21 protein-coding genes are annotated in these 21603 nt (G+C 50.0%); 8 read left to right on the top strand and 13 right to left on the bottom strand.

The genetic code is table 11. The features are described from left to right. Positions 1–62 precede the first annotated feature (62 nt). A complete protein-coding gene (locus BTA51_RS14900; RefSeq protein ID WP_094708558.1) occupies positions 63–1127 on the top strand; it encodes a diguanylate cyclase domain-containing protein in 1065 nt (354 codons plus the stop codon). 9 nt (positions 1128–1136) lie between these two features. Beyond that, entirely contained in the window at positions 1137–2165 is a 1029-nt protein-coding gene (locus BTA51_RS14905) for an AraC family transcriptional regulator (RefSeq protein ID WP_094708560.1), read from the top strand. 4 nt (positions 2166–2169) lie between these two features. Here the strand turns inward: BTA51_RS14905 and BTA51_RS14910 are convergent, their stop codons facing one another. From BTA51_RS14910 to BTA51_RS14925, 4 genes are all read right to left on the bottom strand, one after another. Further along, a complete protein-coding gene (locus BTA51_RS14910; RefSeq protein WP_094708562.1) occupies positions 2170–2967 on the bottom strand; it encodes a bifunctional 2-polyprenyl-6-hydroxyphenol methylase/3-demethylubiquinol 3-O-methyltransferase UbiG in 798 nt (265 codons plus the stop codon). 7 nt (positions 2968–2974) lie between these two features. Then, on the bottom strand, positions 2975–3379 hold the full coding sequence (locus BTA51_RS14915) for a thioesterase family protein (RefSeq protein WP_094708564.1): 405 nt from the start codon (positions 3377–3379) through the stop codon (positions 2975–2977). Positions 3380–3395: 16 nt separating this feature from the next. Next, entirely contained in the window at positions 3396–3926 is a 531-nt protein-coding gene (locus tag BTA51_RS14920; RefSeq protein WP_246841048.1) for a metal-dependent hydrolase, read from the bottom strand. Between the two features lie 72 nt (positions 3927–3998). After that, a complete protein-coding gene (locus BTA51_RS14925; RefSeq protein WP_094708566.1) occupies positions 3999–4859 on the bottom strand; it encodes a hypothetical protein in 861 nt (286 codons plus the stop codon). Between the two features lie 249 nt (positions 4860–5108). Here BTA51_RS14925 and BTA51_RS14930 point away from each other — a divergent pair, with 249 nt between their 5' ends. Beyond that, complete coding sequence (locus tag BTA51_RS14930) at positions 5109–5867, top strand: ABC transporter substrate-binding protein (RefSeq protein ID WP_094708568.1); 759 nt, start codon at positions 5109–5111, stop codon at positions 5865–5867. A gap of 41 nt (positions 5868–5908) precedes the next feature. Here the strand turns inward: BTA51_RS14930 and BTA51_RS14935 are convergent, their stop codons facing one another. From BTA51_RS14935 to BTA51_RS14945, 3 genes are all read right to left on the bottom strand, one after another. Then, a complete protein-coding gene (locus tag BTA51_RS14935) occupies positions 5909–6412 on the bottom strand; it encodes a pyridoxamine 5'-phosphate oxidase family protein (protein WP_094708570.1) in 504 nt (167 codons plus the stop codon). A 151-nt stretch (positions 6413–6563) separates the two neighbouring features. After that, positions 6564–8024, bottom strand: coding sequence for a wax ester/triacylglycerol synthase family O-acyltransferase (locus BTA51_RS14940; RefSeq protein WP_094708572.1), 1461 nt, complete (start codon positions 8022–8024; stop codon positions 6564–6566). Between the two features lie 250 nt (positions 8025–8274). Further along, a complete protein-coding gene (locus BTA51_RS14945) occupies positions 8275–8874 on the bottom strand; it encodes a short chain dehydrogenase (RefSeq protein WP_094708574.1) in 600 nt (199 codons plus the stop codon). Positions 8875–8985: 111 nt separating this feature from the next. On the opposite strand from BTA51_RS14945, the gene BTA51_RS14950 reads away from it, so the two are divergent. The 5 genes from BTA51_RS14950 to BTA51_RS14970 all read left to right on the top strand — a co-directional run bounded on the left by BTA51_RS14950 (position 8986) and on the right by BTA51_RS14970 (position 16121). Next, complete coding sequence (locus BTA51_RS14950; RefSeq protein ID WP_094708576.1) at positions 8986–9885, top strand: LysR family transcriptional regulator; 900 nt, start codon at positions 8986–8988, stop codon at positions 9883–9885. Positions 9886–10259: 374 nt separating this feature from the next. Continuing rightward, positions 10260–11933 carry an alkaline phosphatase gene (locus tag BTA51_RS14955; RefSeq protein WP_094708578.1) on the top strand — a complete coding sequence of 558 codons (1674 nt, stop codon included), beginning with the start codon at positions 10260–10262 and terminating at the stop codon, positions 11931–11933. Positions 11934–12346: 413 nt separating this feature from the next. After that, positions 12347–14869 carry a hypothetical protein gene (locus BTA51_RS14960; RefSeq protein ID WP_094708580.1) on the top strand — a complete coding sequence of 841 codons (2523 nt, stop codon included), beginning with the start codon at positions 12347–12349 and terminating at the stop codon, positions 14867–14869. A 257-nt stretch (positions 14870–15126) separates the two neighbouring features. After that, positions 15127–15654, top strand: coding sequence for a demethoxyubiquinone hydroxylase family protein (locus tag BTA51_RS14965; protein WP_094708582.1), 528 nt, complete (start codon positions 15127–15129; stop codon positions 15652–15654). A gap of 110 nt (positions 15655–15764) precedes the next feature. Further along, entirely contained in the window at positions 15765–16121 is a 357-nt protein-coding gene (locus tag BTA51_RS14970) for a hypothetical protein (RefSeq protein WP_094708584.1), read from the top strand. A gap of 197 nt (positions 16122–16318) precedes the next feature. Here BTA51_RS14970 and BTA51_RS14975 read toward each other — a convergent pair whose 3' ends face one another. From BTA51_RS14975 to BTA51_RS15000, 6 genes are all read right to left on the bottom strand, one after another. After that, positions 16319–17002 (bottom strand): hypothetical protein, encoded by a 684-nt coding sequence (locus tag BTA51_RS14975; RefSeq protein ID WP_094708586.1) that lies wholly within the window; start codon positions 17000–17002, stop codon positions 16319–16321. Positions 17003–17019: 17 nt separating this feature from the next. Further along, positions 17020–17721: an SCO family protein gene (locus BTA51_RS14980; RefSeq protein WP_141215606.1), complete on the bottom strand. Its 702-nt coding sequence runs from the start codon at positions 17719–17721 to the stop codon at positions 17020–17022. A gap of 198 nt (positions 17722–17919) precedes the next feature. Then, on the bottom strand, positions 17920–19140 hold the full coding sequence (locus BTA51_RS14985) for a hypothetical protein (protein WP_094708590.1): 1221 nt from the start codon (positions 19138–19140) through the stop codon (positions 17920–17922). Then, the gene (locus BTA51_RS14990) at positions 19140–20351 is read right to left on the bottom strand and encodes a methanobactin export MATE transporter MbnM (protein ID WP_094708592.1); all 1212 of its coding nucleotides are present in this window, start codon (positions 20349–20351) and stop codon (positions 19140–19142) included. The genes BTA51_RS14985 and BTA51_RS14990 overlap by 1 nt, the downstream gene beginning before the upstream one ends. A 15-nt stretch (positions 20352–20366) precedes the next feature. Further along, positions 20367–21287 carry an MbnP family copper-binding protein gene (locus tag BTA51_RS14995; RefSeq protein ID WP_094708594.1) on the bottom strand — a complete coding sequence of 307 codons (921 nt, stop codon included), beginning with the start codon at positions 21285–21287 and terminating at the stop codon, positions 20367–20369. 112 nt (positions 21288–21399) lie between these two features. Beyond that, positions 21400–21603, bottom strand: a complete 204-nt coding sequence (locus BTA51_RS15000; protein WP_094708596.1) for a hypothetical protein — start codon at positions 21601–21603, stop codon at positions 21400–21402.

The following is a 21603-nucleotide window of genomic DNA, read 5'->3' on the forward strand; positions in this document are numbered from 1 at the left end:
GATCGGACTAAATGATATTTGAAGTGTCACAAAAGTGACATCTCCGGTCGGTAAAAAGCCCTATGTTTCAATTTTATGGCACCCGACTCATGCCTGAATTCTATTATCGAATCCGTTACATGGGAGCAGAATTCATCAGGAATATACTGCGCCATCAGCTATGGTTGGTATTTCTTTTGAGCTGGATTGTTTTCCAGCTGGGTTTAAACATTCAGTACGGGTATTGGAAAAGCCATTCTGATCTGGACTGGATAGATATCGTCGGGGAAGGCGGCGCGGCTTTCTTTGTCATTACCTGGCTGTTGATCTTGCTTTCGGTAAGGCCTTCCGGCCGCGTCACAACCTTCCTGACAGCAGGTCTGATCGGCGTGTTTGCTTCCTGCTTCCAGGATCTGCTGGATGAGTTAATTGAGCTTCCAGAAAACGTTTACTGGGACAGCCTCATTGAATCAATCCCCCTAGGGTTGGTCATACTGACCTATGGTATTTGGCTGTGGTCCCGGGAGCAGAAGGTGATTAACCGCTATTTTGACCGGCGTGAACTGCGATGTAGAGATCATCGTCCACTTGATCATATGACATCACTTTCAAAACCTTCCTATCTGAAACAGCAACTGGATCGTCTGCGAAAACATCAGGCGCGCAGTCGTGTTGCGCTGATCCAGTTGGACATCCGTAATGCAGAGGGCCTCTCTCATCAGTTGGGACATGCTGTGGCAGACCGGTTTCTGGCGGATCTGTCGGAAGTGTTGAGGGTGGCAATTCGCCAGAATGATTTGTTGTGCCACAGTGTCGGCTATCGGTTTTACCTTTTGTTGACTGACGTCAGCCCGGAGATGGCTGATCAAATGGTCGAGGATCTGGATCGCCTGATCAGGTACTTTCCGTTTAGGAGCGGCAATCACCAAGCGGCCGTCTATCTGACCCCTGTTTTCGGAATTGCTTATGGCAATGAAGTGATTGAGTCTGGTGAGGAAGAAGATAAATTGCCCTGGTCTGAACGTATGATGGCCATGGCGAAGCAGGGAAGATGGAACCCGAATGACACTGCTGACAGTAGCGCTGTCGGCGTTGAAACAACCGGAAGTGATCTGACCAGCGGGGCACCTTCGGGAAATCTGGTGTAGGCCCCCGGAATGATACCGTCACCCGGGAACCGGCAACGTTGGCATGAGCGGACGACCCGATTTATTGCAGCTGATCGGTTACCGGCATTGTTGATTGACTTGCTCAACAGTCGTGGCTTGAATCAGCATTACTATCTTCGTAAAACCGGGATATTTTACGAAGATGTCCTGAAGGGCAACCTAATGATCAACCCCATACAGCTGGCGCAGTTTTCCCGCAATGTCAGCATGATTGGCGATGTGCCCGACATTAGCTTCCTGTCCGGCCAGCGCTTGTTTTCCGGAGGCTTTGGGGCACTCTCCACTGCCATCCGCTATGCCCCGGATTTACGCACATTTATCTCATTGCTGATTGACCATTCCCAGCAGTTCTTTCCCCTGATGACAATACGAAAACTGGCCTCATCAAAAGACCTGTATCTGGGTTTTAACGATGTCTTTGGTTTTGTGGAGGGGGTGGGGAAGCCCCAGTGGCCACTTAAGCGGTTTCTCCTGGAGCAGTTGATTTCATTTCTTGTTTCTCTGGCGTCCTGGTTATCCGGAAAGAAACAGGTATGGGAACTCCATTTCGATTATCCGGAACCCTGCTGTCGGGACGCTTACGAAGTCTATCTCTCCAGTCATCTGACGTTTGACGCGGGCTATTGCTCAATAAAGATTCCGGCTCCTGATCTGAATAGTTCCTGGCCGGGAGCGTCAGAAACTCCCTATCGGCTGGCGCTTAAGGAGCTTGAATCGGCGGAGGCGGCTCCCGGGCTGATTGGGATGATCGAGGGTCAGTTACGGCAGGATCTTAAACAGTTGCCATCTCTGGAATCGATCTCCGATAGACTATCGATCAGTCCGGCAACGCTGAAGCGAAAGCTGAAACAGCATGATACCAGCTACCAGAAACTATGCGATCTGGTCAGAAAACAGGAGGCGTTTCACCTGAAAGAGGTGATGAGTTTTGATGATGAGCAGGTCGCCAACTACCTGAATTACTATGATGTCAGCAATTACCGCCGGTCATTCCGCCGGTGGCTGGCGTATTCTTAGGTGATTAATCTCTCTTGTTCCAGACAGCAGTAAAACCCAGTGGAGGGTTGTTTTCTGCCTGTTCCAGGTCGGCACAGTAATTTCCGATGTTCTCTGCCAGTTCTTCAATATGCTGTAGTTGAAGCCCGGCATTCAATGCCGACATCAGGATTTCACTCAGCGAGTGATTGAACCAGAAGTTCTTCTTCGCCTTGTATTGGGTCGCATTGAAATAATCTAATCCGTTTTCGTCCTCATAAGGTGTTTTGTCGAAATAGGAAGCGCCGATGTGAGAAGGTTCGCCTTCGACGTACATTGAAAGTATCGGATGAATTTCTTCCATGATGAGTCGGCCTCCCGGTTTCAATAAGGAGGCACACACCTTCATGAAGCGCGTAAGGTCTGGCATCCAGTTGAGCACTCCCACGGTAATGAGGGCAACATCAAACTGGCCTTGATAGCCGGCCGGTAGCTCGTAGATATTGTGCCTGACGAAGCTGATCTCTTTGAGCCCGGCCAGTTCGGCCAGCTCCTGCGCCTGCTTTATGAACGCTGGTGATCCGTCAATACCCAGGCAGTTTCCCGCCCCTTTCTTTTTTAATGAGATGAGATCGATACCGTTATTGCAGCAAATTTGTACGCAGGACAAACCTGTAATATCGACCTCATCCATCAGATCCGTCAGGTGCGGGTCGAGGTTGGAATAGTCGGCTCTTGATACTTCCTGGAGCAGATGTTGGTTGATCCCCGCATGCAGTGGAGCGGCTTCGTCCCAGGAGGCTAGATTCTGTTGGGTATAATTGAGCAGATCATGAATATCCATAAGAGAATTATCCTAAAGCTTGTCTCAGGCCGTCGGGAATCTTCACCGGTTTTTTGGTCTCAGGCGAGACGCATACCTGAGTAATACTGGCGGTAAATGCCACGATGTCCGGTTCCAGTCTTCCTATGACTGAGAAGGTATAGGAGTGCTCACGGAGTTCGGCGACGGAGACTTCCATGATTAACTCATCATCCCAGGTGACAGGGTGGAGAAATTCAAGGGAAAAAGCCCTTGCTGGCGGAAGAATGCCAAACTCCATCAACCGTCTGAAACCGGAGCCATCCAGCCAGATGCACAGAGCATCATGAACGGCTTCCAGGGCAAAATAGGAAAACCTGGGGGTGTAAACGATTCCCTCTGGATCACAGTCACCAAACAGGACTTTGCGACGAACGAAGACGGGGCTTGGCATAATGGACTCGCGACTCTTATGTGAACAGTTTCCTGTTAACAAGAAAATAAATTCCAGCACCTAACATTCCACTATACAGGCAGAACTTATGCAATGCGTAGACTGAAATAATGCCAAGAAACTCGTTGGCTTCTGTAAATGGATAAAAAGGTTGTAGATCGCCGTGCATGATGCTGTCCAACAATACGTGGCTGAAGCTCCCGATAAAGGCACTGATAAACGTCACAAGCCAACTGATTTTGATCGGGCCATCGTTGGTAACGCCCAGAATTCTCAACCCAAGCTCTGACAGGTATTTCCCGCTAAGTGCTGATGCCACGGCTATGAGAACAGCGCCGATGTAGGTATGGGTAAATCCGTGCAGGTGGCCTTCGCCGGTAATCATCACAACGAGGGGTTGGATATCCATCACAATCTGGGTCCAACCAAATACCATCAGACTGAAGGAGCCCTGGAGTAATGCTTTAATGAAGATTCCAGGGCCCATGTGAATTGGGGTAAAGGGCATATCGAGTACCGGTTTCTCGGTGGAAATGTGAAGTGGCATATTAGCCTCCGGCAGATGCAGAATGCCACATCAATGTATGTCCATCGTCTGGAGATAAACGCTTTAGAATGGCTACCAGGACGATAAAAAGAGACTGAATTGCAGGGTGTCCAGATCTGGAATAGATAGATAAGTGGATTGTCCATCGTCCAATTGATACTTCCATTCCTGTCGCCAATAGTGGTTCAGCCCCAATCTGAATGAGGCCAATCGGACTGGGGACCATTGAAGATAAGGAGGGGACCATTGGAGATAGAGCGAAGCATTCCAGCGTTTTTGGCTTAAATCCGAAGATTGTCTGAAATTTTTATCCCTGACATGCCAGAACCCGCCATCAGGTCCCACCTCCAAACCAACGGACCAGTCTGATCGAAAACGCCAGGCTATATCGCTGTTCGGCAGACCTAATCCTATCTGAGTGTTGCCGACATTTTTTTGCCATTGCACCGAAGGATAGGGCAGATAGCGACCAAATCTGCTGTCTGCGATCACTCCCCATTGCCACTGTCCCGCCGCAGGGCCTGTATCTGATCTGAGCAACGATCCGTGAAGCTGCCAGTCTTCCAGCTTCATTTCATCCGGATGAACCAGGACATTGGAACTGGTGGCGATTGTCGGTGCCAGTTCTATTTGCCACTGGGAAAAATGTGCAAACCATCGTAGGGAAAGAGCGTGGGCATCGCCGTTGCTGGCTGGTTCATGATTGTCTATCTTGGGCTGGTGAAAGGAGCGATAGTCCTCTCTTAATGACCAACGGGTCGGGCTTTCCTCCTGCGGGAACCTGTCCAGTTGAAAGAAACTCTCGAAGTAGCGGGCATCTTCTTCAGGTGTGTTGATTGTCTCTGAAAGAGTCGTGCTTAGCGTTAAATTCCAGGATAGTTCGCCGGCGATGGCGGTTTCTGTTACCAGGAGGAGTAAGAGTAGCCGTTTCACTCGTTGTCTCCTGTGTTTGCTTGAGTCGTTATCTACGATGCTGGGGCATCAGGTTTAATTTTAGTCTAATTACTAAGGGTATGGCTGGAATGAGGTGACTTCTGTCCATAGGGAGGCTGGGTGGTGGATATCAGGCGGTGCCTTGTGCATGTGAAAGTGGTTGTTAATGAAGACGACATGGGGAAGTCGGGTAAAGCGGACTACACTTAGTACAGGCACTGGCAGGTAACACTGTAGAGAAAATATTCGATGAATATGCGAGCCCCGGTATTTTACATTGTAAGTATTTGCATGGTGCTCTTATTCAATGCCGGTATTTCTTATTCAGATGCTGAAGATGAAATTACACTGGTAACGGCTGATTATCCTCCTTACGAAATAGAAACCCCGCAAGATGGATTGGTAGGGTATGACGTTGAGGTGGTTCAGGAGGCCTTTCGGCGTGCCGGTATTAAGGCTAATGTCATTTTCATTCCATGGAAAAGGGCGGTGAGGCAGTTGACGGAGGGACAGTCTTTAGCGGGATTTTCCGTCGGTGATTCGCCTGAGAGGCGGGACATGTGCATGTTGTCCGATCCGATCAGCACGATCACTCCAGTGTTGGCTATCAGGACAAACTATGGTGGTCCTATTCCCGAGACGTTAGCGGATACCGTAACACTAAGGGGGATTGGGATTAACGGCTATTCCTATGAGAGGGAGCTCGTAGATCTGGGGGCACCACATCAGATTCTGAATACTGACCAACAAGCACTGTTGTTTCTTACCCGATCCCGCGCAGATGTATTCTATACAATTAAGGAAAGTACTCAGTATCTTGCAAAAAACATGGGGCTATCCGAGAAGATAAAATATGTCGGACTGAAAGACCGACGCGCCGGTTATTTTCATGTATGTTTCAGTAGATCCTGGCCGGGTTACGAAGAGTATTTGAGGGTCTTTAACAGGGAGTTGGGACGCATGAGGGCGGATGGTACCTACGACAGCATCCATCGTAAGTACCAGTAGCCACTATTGTTTCAGCAGTAGGTCAATTGCTACTTAATATGCTAAGTCTCACTTTCATCCCACAATCCATCCATCATGACCGGGTAAGTGACGGGTCTGTATTCTGTGAAAGTGATATCCCTGACATGGGTAAAGTTTGTCCATAGCAAACGGCTGCCTTTTAGCCATTTGGTGGGGCGGACCCGTTTCTCTATTTTGGCAATTTCCTCTTCCGTGGCAGGCCTTAGCGGACTGGCTTTGCCGTAAAGCCTGACTCCGGGCGGTGCGAGAAACCGACCTTTCAGGAAGGAGCGGAACCAGAACCAAAAGCCTGAGTCTACTGACATGACGCAGACATTCGGATTGTGATCGAGGTTACGCGCCAGGGCACTTGTATAGTGGTCGAAGTAGTAGCCGGTATTGTCTTCGCGGAGGAAAACGGTGCCAATGGGGGTGATGGTTGGCGTTCCATCGGGATTAATGGAAGCGATGGAACAATAAATAGAGGATGCCTGCCCGCGTTCAAGTACGGCTTTGACTTTCATCCAGTGATTCTTGATTTTCAAGCGCAGACTCCGTTGTATCGAATGTAATGACTTATTGTTGTGAAAAGTTTGTTTGTGGGCAAGATAGTTGTGGCCCGGATATCGCCGAAGACGCCGGTGGGGAGACCACCGGCGACTTGACTGGACTCATACTAGGCCTGAAACCCGCAAATCAGGCGGTTTCTGCTTTTTTACTGGTTTTCCTGCTACGTATAGCCCGCTTGGGTTTGGCTTTCGCCGGTTTGAACAGTTGTTCCAGTTCTTCCAAGGCCTCACCGGTATAGACCGCCAGGCGCTGCATGCTTGGCAGCGTATCTCTGCAGCCTGTGTAGCCGAAGGTCAGGGACCCGGCATAGCTCAGGCAGGTGATATTTAACGCACCACCATGGGCGATGAGGGATACAGGATACATGGCCTCCAGCTTCGCACCTTCGAAGTAGAGTTCTTCCTCCGGACCCGGGACGTTGGATATGGTGATGTTGAACGCTGGACGCATGCGGCCGCCTAAACCTGTCATCAGCTGCAGAATGTAGGGAGACATCATCAGCATGGTGTATTGATTTAACGCTTGGCGTGGCAGGCTTTGCAAATGTTCCTTGGCCGTGCGGGTGGAATCCTTGATGACTTCCAAACGCTCTTCGGGATCGTCGATATCCGTCGCCAGACTGGCAATCATAAAACTGATGGCGGTACCGGTACCGTCATCATCAGCCGGACGAATATTGACCGGTATGCCTGCAGTGAGTGCCTGATTCGGCAGACTGTCGCGTTCCAACAGGAACCGGCGTAATGCCGAACCGCACAGGTACAACACTATATCGTTCAGCGATGCATCTACCTGATGCGCCAGGTTCTTGAGCCTGTCCAGTTGGTATTGCTGGGTAGCGAAGCGGCGCTGGGCGGTGACGCGCTTGTTGAGCACTGATTGAGGCCCGACAAATGGTGCCGCCAGGTGACTGCCATTGTGGCTGGCCGAATAGGTCAGGCGGCCCAGGGCTGATAGCAGTTTGGGCAGGGTAGATGCCTGTTGGCGTAGTGAATCGATGGCCTGCAGCGCAGCTCCCTGTACTGTCGGTACATGGTCTTCTGCCAAGCCGTGAGGTTTGCGCTTAGGACCAATCGACCAGGGGGCCAGCATGTTTTTGGCATTGGGATCTTTAGAGAGGATTTTCTGCGTCAGACGTACACCACTGATGCCATCAATCAGGGAGTGATGCATCTTGGTATACATCGCGAATCGGTTATTTTCCAAACCCTCAATAATATGGCATTCCCAGAGAGGGCGTTTAAAGTCCAGATGATTGGAATGAAGTCTCGAAACCAGTACCCCGAGTTCACGTTCTCCACCAGGTTTGGGCAGGGCCGAGTGCCGAACGTGATAATCCAGATCGATGTCTTTATCAATCTTCCAGGAAGGTGCAATGGTTCTTCCGAGTAACCCGGAGTAGGCGAGTTTCAGGTTCCAGGGAGGAACCACTTCATTGGTATCTTTCATCCGCTGTACCAGATCACGCAGGAATGTCTCCGGCGCACCTTCAGGCAGAGAATAGATATGCAGGTTGCCGACATGCATCGGCGTATCATCTGACTCCACTGCCAGCCAGGCAGCGTCCAGAATATTGACTCGCTTCATATTGGGCTCTTTCCGTGATGATGATTGTAGTCGTAAGTAATTTTAGTTTTCTAATTGTTATCATCACCATTATAGCCACCTAAAGCCAGGTATTCTGTGACCAGGACCATTAGTTGGATCGTGCACCAGTGCACAGGAAGGCAGTTTGCCGTATTCCTGTGCCTGATTGCAGGTTGTCAAAACCACGAGGTTATCTACCACCTCATGAGACTATCTACCCCCTCATGAGACTTCTCACCACCCAATAAGACTACTCAACCACGAACGTTTCTCCGGAGGCGACACCCAGAGTCGATCTTACATAAGCCTGGGCAACTGTCTTGCCTGGAACCGGGATAAAGCCCGGGAAGAAATCGCCGTACATTGGAAGGGATTCTTCCAGCACAGTGGGGCTGACAACATTGATACGAATGCCCTTTGGCATCTCGGTTGCTGCTGCCTTAACGAAGTGTTCCAGGGCTCCATTGATGGTTGTGGCAGCCACTCCCCCAGCAATTGGATCTTTGCTGAGTATGCCGGAGGTAAGGGTAATTGAACCTCCTGGTGTCAGGTATTCCAGCGCTTCACGGGCCAGGTTGATTTGACCCATCAGTTTGCTGTTGATGCCTACATTCCATTCCTGTGCAGACATCTCAGACAGGCTGTTAAAGGCCAAGTCTCCTGAGGCCACGATCAGTGCATCAAAGCTGCCGATTTGCTGAAGAGCTGAGCGGATGGAATCCACATCGGTGATATCCAGATTTACGTCCCCTTTGGTTTTTCCGACTTTTACCAGCTCATGCTTTGATTCCAGAGCACTGACAACTGCTGAGCCAATGGTACCGGTAGCGCCGACAATCACAATTTTCATATCTGTCTCCTGAAGAGTGCTGATTAATGTTTACGATAAGAATGCTATACCCTGTGAAATTGGCGAAAAACAACATATATTGAATTCATTGTTTACTATTTGGGTATAAAGATGAGCCTCGTATATTTGGAAACTTTCTATGAAGTGGCCAGGTTGCAGAGTTTTTCTGCGGCGGCAGATGCTCTGGATGTCTCAAAAGGTCTGGTGAGCCGCCATGTTCGTCAGTTGGAAAAAGACATGAATGCACAACTGTTTCACCGGACGACTCGAGTGGTGACCCTAACCGAGGCAGGCAGCCGTCTGTTTACCAAGGCTGAACAAATATTTTTGCTGGCCAGGGAGGCGGCGCGGGAGGTTCGGGATATCACCGAAGAGGCCAGTGGTGTATTGAGGTTCACGGCCCCTCTGTCTCTCGGGGAGCGCTTGATGGGTGACCTGTTGCCGGAGTATCGATCACTGTGCCCCGGTGTGAAGGTGGAGCTGGATTTCTCTAGTGCTTCCCTGAGTATCGAACATGGGCATCAGGATATTGCCCTGAGGGCCGCTGACCGGATGCCCGATAATGTTGTCGCCCGGCATATTGGCCGGATGAGAAATATCCTGTTAGCGTCCCCGGAATATCTTCTTCAACATGGAGACATTGCTCGGCCTGAGGACCTGAACCGGCATGAGTGCCTGTTGAGCAGCCATCGGGCGGCATGGAACGAATGGAAGTTGACTCGTGGTGACGAGGTGGTACAGGTCAATGCCAAGGGGCAGTTGTCCTCCAATCAATACACCGCCACCCGACAGCTGGCCCTGGCGGGTCAGGGGGTTGCCAGTCTGCCGGTTTATCTGGTGGAGGAGGACATCGAAAAGGGACGCCTGAAGCATGTGTTGCCTGAATATATTCTGCCACTACACGACTTATCGGTTGTGGTCGCCCGGCACCGTATGTTGCCGCGAAAAATCATCACTTTCCGGGAATTGATTGAGCGTTGGTTTCGGGATCATCCTTTTTATCTTGTGTAACCGGCGATCTTGTCTGACCAGCTGTATCGTGTCACTGGTTCTCCCGTGTCACTGGATATTAGGTCTAGCTGTTTATCTCGCGAAATTGGCCATCTCCTATGGCCGGCGGTTATTGCCGTGTCTGGCAAACGGGACTTCATCTTAAGCCGGGTTTCAGGTTACGGAATCTTTCGGTCAGATTCAGGGCCGAATCAGATTATGTGAACGGAGTTAAATAAAACCTTTTCAGTGTCATCTACCATTCATGGGGTGCTGGTATAACGTTAGGCCCAAAGCACAATGGCGTTCCCCAAAAAATAGCTATGTGCATCAAAAAAATAACCATGCACCTCAAAAATAACAATAGCCTCAAAGAATATTCAATGGAGTAAAAGATGAGTCTGAAAATCAATCGGCGGAGCTTTGTAAAATCCACTCTGTTAGTGTCCGGTGCGGCGGCGACTACTGGAATGTTGAGCGGATGTGCAACGGGTGAGTTTATTCACGGGATTGCCAGTGGCGACCCTTTGCAGGACCGGGTCATTATCTGGACCCGGGTGACTCCTCAAGGGATGGGGAAGGTGCCGGTGGAGTGGGAGGTGGCCACTGACCTCGGATGCCATAACGTGGTCCAGCGCGGAATCTATGTGACCGATGAATTCCGCGATTATACCGTCAAGGTTGATGTTAAAGGGCTGACTCCGGGAACCCGCTACTATTATCGGTTCCGGACCACCATGGATGTTTCTCCCACTGGAATCACCCGCACTTTGCCGCAGGGAGCAGTAGACCAGTTTAAGTTTGCGGTGTTCTCCTGTTCCAACTATCCGGCGGGGTATTTCAACGTATATCGTCATGCTGTCGAACGGGATGATATTGATGCTGTGCTGCACATTGGTGACTATTTTTATGAGTACGGCATGGGCGGTTATGCAACCGAAGATGCCGAAGAAATGGGGCGGGTTCCCGCGCCGGAGAATGAGCTGCTGACGCTACAGGATTATCGCGCCCGCTACGCTCAATATCATACCGACCCAGATCTTCAGGCACTCCACGCCAAACTACCGTTTATTACCGTTTGGGATGATCATGAGATAGCCAACGATGCCTGGAAAGCCGGTGCGGAAAACCACAATGATGGAGAAGGTGATTATTTTCTGCGGAAAGCCAATGCGATAAAAGCGTATTTCGAGTGGTTACCGATCAGGGAGCGTCACGGAGAAGATAACGATGATATCTACCGGTCATTTGAAATTGGTGACCTGGTCAGTTTGTATATGCTGGAAACTCGTTTGCTGGCGCGGGATAAGCAACTTGATTATGCCGATTACATGACGCCGACCGGTGGATTTGACAGTGACCGATTTCTGGCGGATTTGTCCAACCCTGCCCGGGCGCTGTTGGGAGAGGAACAGAAAGCCTGGCTGCAAAATGGTATGGCAACATCCGGCGCTACCTGGCAAGTGCTGGGGCAGCAAATTCTGATGGGGAGAATGAATCTGCCGATTCCACTGATCACCTTCCAGATTGGGTTCGCTGAGTACATTCAACTGACGCAGTTGGCGCAAACCAACCCTGATCAACTGACACCTGAACAATGGGCAATTCTCCAGGCGCCGTCAGTGCCCTATAACCTGGATGCCTGGGACGGTTACCCGGTGGAGCGTGAAACTGTGCTGGAAACAGCTCGCCTGCTGAATAAAAATCTGGTGGTGCTGGCAGGTGATACCCACAATGCCTGGGCCAGCAATCTTAAAACCCTGTCCGGTGACCTGGTGGGTGTTGAGTTTGCGACACCGGGCGTGACGTCGCCAGGCCTGGAGACCTATCTGGAAGGGCAGGATCCTGATCTGGTAGCTGCCGGGGCCGTTGCATTTATTGATGACCTGAAATGGGCCAACACCCAATATCGTGGCTATATGACAGTGACGTTTACTCCTGAAGAGGCCGTTTCCCAGTGGATTCTGGTAGATACGGTGAAAGATAAGGACTTCAGAGTGTTGGATGTATATGGGAAATCTTTGAAAGTCCTGCCTGGACCAACCAACAGGCAAATTCTGGATGTATAGTTGCTGAAATCATACGCCTGCCGACGTACGTTGCCTCGGCAGGCTGTTTTCTCTGGAACCGTCTTCATTCGGCCTGCGGAGACGATATCCCCTACGCCATTCCAAATCTCAACATGCGCTTCCGGGTATATATGTACTCGTATTAACTTGTGTTTGGTCATTATCACTGCCGCATATTCAGGCCGTTATGAATTGACTGTTCTTGTTCTATAGGCACGTCACTCAAATAGGCCATGAGAATTTTTGTTTCGCAAACGTGAGGCTCGTCACATTGTGCGTGAGGGGTTCTGAATGTTCATGCCGCTGTAGCGATAAACACATGGTTTTCCCTTAAAGGAAATGCAACGAAATCAAAAAAGCCATATCCGTATGGAGGCGTTGGAGATTTCTATTCAACATTGAAGGATGCTTATATGGACATTCCAGCTGGCACCAGTATCACGCGGTGGGGCTTGTTCGCACTTACAACTATCCTGGCCACAGGGTGTGGTGGGGGTAACTCTTCTTCCAATGCGGGAGATAGTAATGGCTCAGGGGATACTCCTACAAGAGCTGAAAACAATCGTCCGGTCGCTTCGTTTTCCATTCCGCTTTCTTCCACTCTCGGCGGACGTGTCGCCATAGACGCATCAGCAAGTTATGACGCCGATAACGATGATTTAGTCTATCAATGGGAGCTGACCAAGCCTGCGGCGTCGTTAGCGGAGTTGGATGCAACAAACCAGACGGCAGGATTTACCCCTGATGTGACTGGAGATTACGTGGTTAAGCTGATGGTGAGTGATGGTACTGATCAGACGACCATTTCCAAAACGATCCATATTCTTACTCCGCCTGATGATTTCTCGATCAAAATTGAAAGCACTTCTGATGTGGCGCAGAGTGATATTCCTTTCACCTTTGCTTATGTCTTCAAACAGGGTGAGTATTCAGCTGATAAGGGTTATTCATTGGTTATTGAAGAAACCAATGCTGTGATTGATTTGCAATCCAATATTAAGGCAACTCACAGCGACGGCTCTGTCCGTCATGCTGTTTTTTCCGGTGTAATACCCAATTTAGATGCTCACCAGATTCTGACCGGCTCCCTGGCCGAAAGGACTGCTGACAGTGCCGATGCTCCAGTGGATTTGAATGCACTGTTAAACGGTGCCTGGAATGTGGAATTTGTAGTCAACGTTGATGGTGAAACCTACACCGCCAATGCCAAGGATCTTTTGCGCAATGGTGCCACACAGTGGCTTTCCGGACCGGTTGCGAACGAGTGGTACGCCAATGGAGCTTTAAAGACCAGTGCTAACGTTGAACATGATCAACTGTCCGCGGTGTTTTACGTCAGAGTATACGGAAATATGGATCATATCCGGTTCGGTGTGGTGGCGGAAAATGGTTGGGCGTTTGAAGAACATCCCCGAAATATCACCTACGATTCTGTCATTCGGCAGAATGGCCTGACACTGGATCAACAGACACACCTGACTCATCTGCGCCACGCCCGTTGGAGCAAGTTTTTCTGGTCCGATGCAGAGCCGGCGATCAGTATATCCCATAACCCCCACTCCCTGATTACTACCGGTGCAGTGCCCAATTTTGATCCCTCTCTGATTAATAACGTCAGTGAAGATAAATTGACCTGGTACGATCAACAGTGGAAAGACACACAGGTGACGGTCGCTGTTGATGACAACGGATATATTGTGCCCGTTGGTAGCGGTGGTCATGAGTTTACCTACAATCGTATAGGCCCGATGGGGTTGGGGCTGGCTCATCCGCAAATGCCTACCACAGGGGCGCGGCCTGATATCGGCCCTTTACCGACCTGGGGCGCAATGTATCTGTTAAGTCAGGATAAGCGCGCTAAACAGGCGGCTGTGGGAATGGGGAACCAGGCTGGTTCGTACTCTATTCATTTCCGCGACCGCAACACGGGTAAGCCGGTCTCTGTAGACCAGTATCCTTATGCTTCGACTATTTGGGACAAGAATCTGACTAAAAACCCGGATACGGGAGAGTTTGAAAATATTGCCCGTTGTGATTCAAGTACGGTGAGTGACTGTGTTTTGCCTTACCGGGCAGATTCATCTCATCAGCCATCCATGGCCTATGTTCCGTATTTGACAACAGGGGATCATTTCTATCTGGAAGAACTGCAGTTTTGGGCTAACTACAACTTCATCGAAATGAATCCTCACTATCGCGGTTTTAGCGCAGGATATTTTGAGCGTGCCATGCAGGACAGGGCACAGGCCTGGTCCATGCGTACCTTGGGGCATGCTGCCTACATCACGCCGGACGATGATTCATTTAAAAGCTATTTTCACACTAAGTTGCTGGGCAATATTGCGAAATACAATGAAAAGTATCTTACCTCTCCGCCTAACGGCTATGGTGCGATGATTCCAAATTACTCCTATCCCACTGCCTCTCCCTGGATGGACGATTTCTTCACCTGGTCTCTGAGTGCGGTTGTTGATCTGGGGTATTCCGAAGCTTCTGATCTGTTGAGGTGGAAAGCGAAATTTCCGATTCAGCGTATGGGGTTGGGTTCCGCCAGTGCCAGTGATTATTGCTGGATATTCGCACCTGCCTATCATTTGCTGGTGGCGCCGAGTAAAGATGACGACATGTTCTCAACGATTGCTGAGGTATACCAGAACACCAACGGACAGGATATTCCGTATCACGGTGCCTTTGATGATAAGGGAACAGAGTGCGCCAGTGCCGAGCAGGCTGAGGTGTTGGGATTGCAGCAAGGTGAGATGATCGGTTATTCGACCAGTCCCACCGGGTTTCCTTCCAATTTACAAATTGCATTGGCCGCGGCGGCGGATTCAGGGGCAGATAAGGGACGGGAAGCCTGGGAGAAGTTTATGGCCAGACCAGTGAAGCCGGACTACTCTGCCATGCCTAACTATGCTGTTGTTCCACGTCATTAGTGTGAGGCTCTATTCCTCTGTGTTTTGATGTTTTTGAAACTGCAGGAACTATTCGGAAACAATTTTAGTGGAGGGGAGTGTCCCCTCCACTTGGTTTGTCAGAATGCTTCTTGGGTCAGTTCGGTGCATTACTTCAGTAGAGTCTCGGCATTTCGAAAAAAAGCATACTGCTTCTTCACATATACTTGCATGAGAAAGTGAAATAGATAAAGAGTAAAGGGTCGGAAAACTACAAGGGGCTGCAGTACTGAAAACTGATGAATTTCGAAGAATTGGACATAGCTGATCGGTATATGAAGGTCAATCATTCTGGTGAGTTCGGGGCTATGAACATTTACCGGGCTCAGATTGCCGTTTCGAAGATATTTCGCTCTAACCAGATTGATATGCTAGAGGAGTTTCTGGCCCATGAAACGTCCCATCGTGATATTTTTGCTGCTGAACTGAAAGCCAGAAATGTCAGGCAATGCCGTAGTTATTTGTTGTGTGGTATTGGAGGTTATTGCCTGGGATTGATATCTGCGCTGTTGGGCAGGAATTCAATTTTGGCCTGTACCGCTGCAGTGGAATCGGTTGTTATCACTCACCTGGAAATGCAGCTGAAGGTTTTGGAAAGGGCTGGGGATGAGCATGCCTATAATGCTGTAAAGAGTATTTATGTTGATGAAATGCAACATTTGGAAAAGGGTGAAAACTCGAATAAGGATTGTGTGTTCTATAAGCCCTACGTTAAAGCTGTGTCGATTTGTACTGAATTGGTCATTTGGTTAGGCATGAAACTTTGATGGGGCTCTAACTTCGCTACTGTCACTATCAACAGATTTCCGCTCGATTTGACCTCAGGGGCATTGTGCAGCGAAACTGGCAGGCAGGAAAAAGAGAATAGGATGTCGTAGTGAGTAACGTATTGGCAGTATTATTAGGATTTATCGCCATCACATGGGGTTGGTTGAACCTGGTCGCAATTGTGTCAGTTTTTGGAGATGCGACACTGGATTCATTCCAGAAGAAAGCCCAGATCGGGGTTGTCGTATTGTTGCCTTTTATTGGTGCCGTATTGGTAATCTCTCTGGTACGTCAGTATTCTCCTGAAGCGGTGCCCAAAGCACTGATGCCCTGGCCGGCGTCACTGATGTTTCGCCACTCTAAGATGTATGCCCCTGGAATCTACGGTGGAGGAGGGGAAGGGATGGATTCGCATGCGGTCTACTATGGAGGGAGTTCCGATTCAGGAGGGGATGGTGGTGACTGAAGCCCTTATGTGTAGTGTTGGGTTGATGGGCTTTGTCAGATCCGAAATTTGCGTGCTATAATCCGAGCAAGTCCGTAACTTCCACTAGTGAGGCGCTCTGATGAAAGGTCCTGGTCCTTTGGTAATTTAAGACGTTACATAAGCTAATTGGCTGTTTTGTAACAATTTTCATCTCTCCATCCTTCTTCTGATCTCCCTCAGTGGTCCTTCAGAACCTCTTTTAATTCTCTAGTACTGACCAACCAGGCATCAAACTGCTTTTTTACCTGTTCCAAGGCTGCGACATAGCGTTTCCTATCATGCTTCACCAGTTCCAGATACTCTTTATCCATTACCGAGCGACACATAAACCTTGCTCTGGAAGCATTTTCCTCGAATTTGATAAAAGCCCGCAGAACCTCTTCTTCTACCAACCAGAAATGTTCTTCATCCATCAGTTTGGTTCGAATGATGTCTTCGTTTGATACTGATACGTGGGCGATATAGCTCTCGTCTTTTGCCGCTCTCTCTATCTGCTGTTCTATCTGATAAGAGACCTTGTCAAAAATAGAGGTTGAGGTGTTGTCACCAAAGAAATCCAGAGTTTTGTCGGCCATGACTTTCATAATGGTGAGAATCAGCTCTTTGCCCCTCTTTTGCTCCCGCTGGTATTTATATAAAGGGATCAGGACCTGGCCGCTCATGAAGGTCATTAATGCCACAAAGGCACCGGCGAGAAGAGAAAACTCTCTCAGGGTCATGGGATCTGGCGCGAATCCTTCTGCCTGACAGTGAGCGCTTAAGGCAAATATCATCGACAGACCGGACAACTTCGCCCAAAAGCGGCGGTTGCGGAAAAATAACGTCGTGAGGCGGGAGATTGAAATCATTCCCTGGTTCATGGGGGTATCCTGGGCGACTACTTGGATTGAGGTGAAGCTGTGGTTAAGTCGATCAAAAACTTACGTAATTTAGCGCTATCGTAAGAGCCAATCAACTGGCCCGCGAGTCCTCCCTCCGGATTTAAGACACTTAACACGGAATTATGGGAGAGTGAGTAGAAGCCACCGGGTTCAGGATCATTGTTCATGAACACGGTCCCCAGATTCTTGGCGAACTCTGCAATATCCTGAACCGGTCCCGTTGCTCCCTGGTAGCTTTGATCAAAATAGGAAAGATAGTCGTGCAGCTCTTCGGCAGAATCCCGCGCCGGGTCCATCGTGACATAAAGCACAGTAATGTTGTCGGGAAGAGAAGGAGGCTCCTTCACTGTCAGAGCCCGATGTATCGCAGCCATGTTGACCGGGCAGACATCAGGGCATGATAAGTAGCCAAAATTGACGACCGTCCAGTGACCATGCATTGTCTGTTCAGTGAGCGGGCTCCCATCCACATTTTCCAGCACTGGCAACTGTAGTTTTTTGGCAGGTTGAAAACGGACGCCTCCTTCTACTGATGTCGGGCGGGCTGGGCTGTTGGCCTGGGATACCCAAAGGACAATGACCGAAATGAGCACAAGAGACATACCGACCACGGGCAGCCCCAGCCCGACAATAAATGCAGGTAAGGGAACGGAGGCAGACTTGCCTGATTTTGCTTTGGAAGCTTTGGAGCTGCTCACGGAGTGACCCGAATCAAATTTTACCAGTGCCAAGTCTGCCTTTATTAACAACCTGATAGCAAGCTTTCAGGTAGGTACCGACCAGTGCTCATGTGTTCTAACAGGAGCCAGGTCGGTCTAACTAGAACCCAGAATGCTCCAACAACAACCCAGAGAGCTCCAACAACAACTAAGAGGTCTAACAAAAGCATCGATAGCCTAAAGCGAAGCCCCCCATGTTACGCCAACAGCACCATAGTTTTTGTCTGACTCCTGGGTCATATTTTCAATCCACTCCAGTCTGAGAGCCAGGTTCTCGTGCAAGCGGTAGCGATAGCTCAGCCCAAGCCATTCGGGGTTCTGCCCCATATCCGTGAGGCCGGCATCATTGGCCAGGCTTTTACCCGCGGCACCGATCAGGTGATTATCAAGATTAAGAGTGGCATAACGAAGTGCAATCTGATGTTGTTGGAATTCCAGTTCCGGCTGAATCCAATAGCCGTTGTAGCGTCCCTCAAGGGTCGCCAGGCGAGTGCTGTCAGTGAGATTACCATCAACTTTGACCTGGTGAACTTCGCCGCTGAGCCTCAGTTGCCAGTCGTCTTGCAATATCCAGCCTAATGTAACGTGAATGCCGGCAGCATTTTGTGATCCGTCAAATTCAATACCGGCTGCCACGCTCGTATCTGTTGTGGTGCCGTGTTGATGGTCGTCTGATAGGCGATCATCCTTTCGGTTTTCCGCTCTGGAATGGAAAATCCAGCCTCCCAAGCGCCACCAGATGGTGTCTGACTGGCCAAGCCAATAGAGATAAATATCCTGCGCTTCCCCTCCGGTGCCGGAAGTCGCTGGAAATTGATCTCCCCGCCACAGCTCGGTGCCCAGTGTCAGGTTCCCTGAGCTCATTGCCAGCCGCGCGCCTTCGTCAACATAATGGCCGCCGTAGAAGGCATCAAAAAGAAGATTGTTGTCACTAAATGGCCGTTGATAGGCATGGGTGCCGTTTTCCGGGGAAAAGGCCCCTTTCATGCTTCCTGCGGTGATCTCCATACTCAGATGGTCTGTCACTTCAAAGTCCATACCCGCATAAGCTTCTTCCAACTCCAGATCATGATCTCCATGTTTGCTGAACTCGAGTCCGGCAAAAACACCGTCGGGGTCCTTCCAATCGAGCATCAGGCTGGCATCATCCAGCGTAAAGTCTTTCTCGGGAGCGTGCGCATCTCCGCCCATCAGTACGCCGGGGATCTGCCATACACTGTTCTCTGCAACAGTATCGCTTCTATAGCTGGTGGATAGTCCTGCGCTGATGCGGGTTTGCGAAAGTACAGAGTCCAGCCCGGTGTGGGAATGTGACTCGATATCAAAGGGCTGGTCGCTGTGAGCGAGGGTGTAAGTTGATAGGAACGCCATTGTTGTGGCTAGTGTTACTCGAAACATCAAGGGGTACTCCAGGGGTTGGAGAAACGGTCATTGGCCAGATACGTTTCGTCCGTCAAACTGTTAAGAAAGGCAATAAGATCGGCTTTTTCCTGATTGGTAACTTCAAAACCTGTGACGAAACCATCCTTGAAGGGATTGAAACGTCCGTCCCCGGCATTTGGGCCGCTTTCGATATTACGGCCACCAGCGGCATAGAATTCGATGACGTCTTCCAGAGAATTCATGCTGCCGTCATGCATATAGGGGGCTGTTAAGGCAATATTGCGTAGGGTGGGGGCGCGGAATTTACCCATGTCTGAGGGATCTTCTGTAACTTCAAATACCCCACGGTTGTTCTCCGGGAATGCTCCTGTACCGTTAATATTGAATAAACCGGTGTTATGAAAGGGCCGTTCAATAAAAGTTTGGGTGCGGTCAAATGTTGAATCGCTGAAGTTATAGCCTCCGTGGCAGTGAAAGCATTCCATGTCTTCCCCAAAAAACAGTTGACGGCCTCGCTTTGCACTGGCACTTAGCGCTGACGAATCGCCTCGCTCATAACGGTCAAAGTCACTGTTGAACGACACCATTCCGCGGACAAATGAGGCCAACGCAAAGACGATATTGTTGTAGTCGATGGGATCACCTTGTTCAGGAAAAGCATCAGGAAATAATTCCTGGTAGCGGGACTCGTCCCTTAGCCTTTCCAGTATTTGCTCCTGGTTACCATCGTTAATTCCCTGTTCCACCGGGAACTCTCCGAACAGAGGGACCAGAATCTGCTGCTCAAGTGTGCGAAGTGAGGGGTTCCCCCAAGTCAGGGTGGCGTTGTACGCAACATTCAACAATGGTTGTGCATTGCGAGGATGTAGCTCCCCTGTTGATCCCACTGAAACTGCCAGTCCATCGGTAAATCCGATGGACTGTTGATGGCAATCTGCACAGGATTGTGTGCCGTTACCGGACAACCGGCGGTCATAAAACAGATGACGGCCAAGCTGAAACTTGGCCTCTGTCATGGGATTGATTTCCGGCTCGACAGGAAGAGGAGCTGAATCCGGCAAATACCAGTTAAAAGCCGTTCGGTTAACGCCGAGGTCATCAAAAGTGGTTTTGCTTTCCCCTCCGCAGGCAGTGAGCAGAGCCACGACAGCTATCAGAAAAAGCCCAGGTATTCGTGCCTGATCGTACCGGGGAGGTTTTCCGGCAATCACCAATACATCATTCATAAGTGATTGCCCAACCTATTTCAGCCGAAAAACGGTCTGCGCGGGTGTTCTGATAGAAGAGCCTTCCGCAAGATCCAATCCCAGGGCCGTGAAGATGGCTGCGCACTCCGGATCTGTGCTGCCGGACATGCAGCCCCCGGCACCTCCTTCATCCTGGCCAAGATTGGCATTGGCGACCAGGGCCGAATAATCCACGACAATCGTATCTTTCCCAAGCGTGAAGTCGTTGAGATTGACCTCTGGACGGTTACTGCGGCCACAAACAACTTCTTCACCTAGCGCAGGGGTTCCGGTGCAGTTGGTGCTGCCCAGATGGAAATTCCAGCTGGTTCCGTTGTAGTTGCCGTCGGTTGGCCGTGTAATTCCGCCGACAGGCGCAATATCCAGGCGCATGAACTTGTGCCCGGCCTGCCAGCCCCAGCTTAATCCTGGGATATTCATCGGGCTAACAGCGTCGGTGGGGTTTTGATGGTTCAGGTTGGATGGCAGACCAATTTTAAAGCCGATACCGGTAATGGATTCTCCCGCTTTTAGTTTGACTTTGCCGCTAATGGACTTGTGAGTCTCTTTGGCGTCGCCCGAACAGGAGTCACTTTTATTTTGGAAATCCAGCAGTGCAACACCGTTGGATTGCCAGATGCTGGTATCAAGAGTGACAGGGAGTGTGCGGCTGGCATCCGTGGTGACTTCAATGTCATGAAGGTAGAAGCGAAAGTCCTTCAAACTGGCGTCTGTGCCGGCAATCCCCAGGCCAGTCAAAACGGTATCGCAATCTATGGGGATGTTGTTGGCGCTGGCTTCAAAAGGAATATTGACAGTCACTGAAGCGGAGTGATCAGCGGACGGTTCGTCATTGGATGTGCTGGTGGAGCCTCCACCGCCGCAGCCGGTGATAGGCAATAGGGTGCATGCAAAAAAAGCCATGAACTTTTTCATTGGATGTTTTCCTGATAGTCGTTGGTAAGTTTTAAATAGTCGTTGGCAATCGTTCGAAAGTTATAAGGTGAAAAAAAGGCACAAGTTGCCTTGTGCCAAGCACCATTCATTCTTATTTTGGTGGCTTCAGGTCATTGCTGAGGCCGCGCAAAGTTCGGGGAGGAGCCATTACCTGCTTCTCGACAGGATTCAGTTGATCCAGGAAACTGGTATTGTCTTTTGTCTCTGAGGAGGGATTGTCACCGTTGCTACACGCCACGACTGACCAAGCCAGTACAAGACATAACGAGACCTTTTGCAGGAATCGGTAGAGCAT

The sequence above is a fragment of the Hahella sp. CCB-MM4 genome, assembly GCF_002260525.1.
In the GTDB taxonomy this organism is placed as follows: domain Bacteria; phylum Pseudomonadota; class Gammaproteobacteria; order Pseudomonadales; family Oleiphilaceae; genus Hahella.

Excerpts from the sequence above, each read along its gene's own strand:
- BTA51_RS14915 (WP_094708564.1), bottom strand. The coding sequence starts at position 3,379 with ATGCCAAGCCCCGTCTTCGTTCGTCGCAAAGTCCTGTTTGGTGACTGT.
- BTA51_RS14950 (WP_094708576.1), top strand. The coding sequence starts at position 8,986 with ATGAGCCTCGTATATTTGGAAACTTTCTATGAAGTGGCCAGGTTGCAG.
- BTA51_RS15000 (WP_094708596.1), bottom strand. The coding sequence starts at position 21,603 with ATGCTCTACCGATTCCTGCAAAAGGTCTCGTTATGTCTTGTACTGGCT.
- BTA51_RS14940 (WP_094708572.1), bottom strand. The coding sequence starts at position 8,024 with ATGAAGCGAGTCAATATTCTGGACGCTGCCTGGCTGGCAGTGGAGTCA.
- BTA51_RS14930 (WP_094708568.1), top strand. The coding sequence starts at position 5,109 with ATGAATATGCGAGCCCCGGTATTTTACATTGTAAGTATTTGCATGGTG.
- BTA51_RS14965 (WP_094708582.1), top strand. The coding sequence starts at position 15,127 with ATGAATTTCGAAGAATTGGACATAGCTGATCGGTATATGAAGGTCAAT.
- BTA51_RS14985 (WP_094708590.1), bottom strand. The coding sequence starts at position 19,140 with ATGTTTCGAGTAACACTAGCCACAACAATGGCGTTCCTATCAACTTAC.
- BTA51_RS14900 (WP_094708558.1), top strand. The coding sequence starts at position 63 with ATGTTTCAATTTTATGGCACCCGACTCATGCCTGAATTCTATTATCGA.
- BTA51_RS14990 (WP_094708592.1), bottom strand. The coding sequence starts at position 20,351 with ATGAATGATGTATTGGTGATTGCCGGAAAACCTCCCCGGTACGATCAG.
- BTA51_RS14975 (WP_094708586.1), bottom strand. The coding sequence starts at position 17,002 with ATGAACCAGGGAATGATTTCAATCTCCCGCCTCACGACGTTATTTTTC.
- BTA51_RS14910 (WP_094708562.1), bottom strand. The coding sequence starts at position 2,967 with ATGGATATTCATGATCTGCTCAATTATACCCAACAGAATCTAGCCTCC.
- BTA51_RS14955 (WP_094708578.1), top strand. The coding sequence starts at position 10,260 with ATGAGTCTGAAAATCAATCGGCGGAGCTTTGTAAAATCCACTCTGTTA.
- BTA51_RS14920 (WP_246841048.1), bottom strand. The coding sequence starts at position 3,926 with ATGCCACTTCACATTTCCACCGAGAAACCGGTACTCGATATGCCCTTT.
- BTA51_RS14995 (WP_094708594.1), bottom strand. The coding sequence starts at position 21,287 with ATGAAAAAGTTCATGGCTTTTTTTGCATGCACCCTATTGCCTATCACC.
- BTA51_RS14960 (WP_094708580.1), top strand. The coding sequence starts at position 12,347 with ATGGACATTCCAGCTGGCACCAGTATCACGCGGTGGGGCTTGTTCGCA.
- BTA51_RS14905 (WP_094708560.1), top strand. The coding sequence starts at position 1,137 with ATGATACCGTCACCCGGGAACCGGCAACGTTGGCATGAGCGGACGACC.
- BTA51_RS14945 (WP_094708574.1), bottom strand. The coding sequence starts at position 8,874 with ATGAAAATTGTGATTGTCGGCGCTACCGGTACCATTGGCTCAGCAGTT.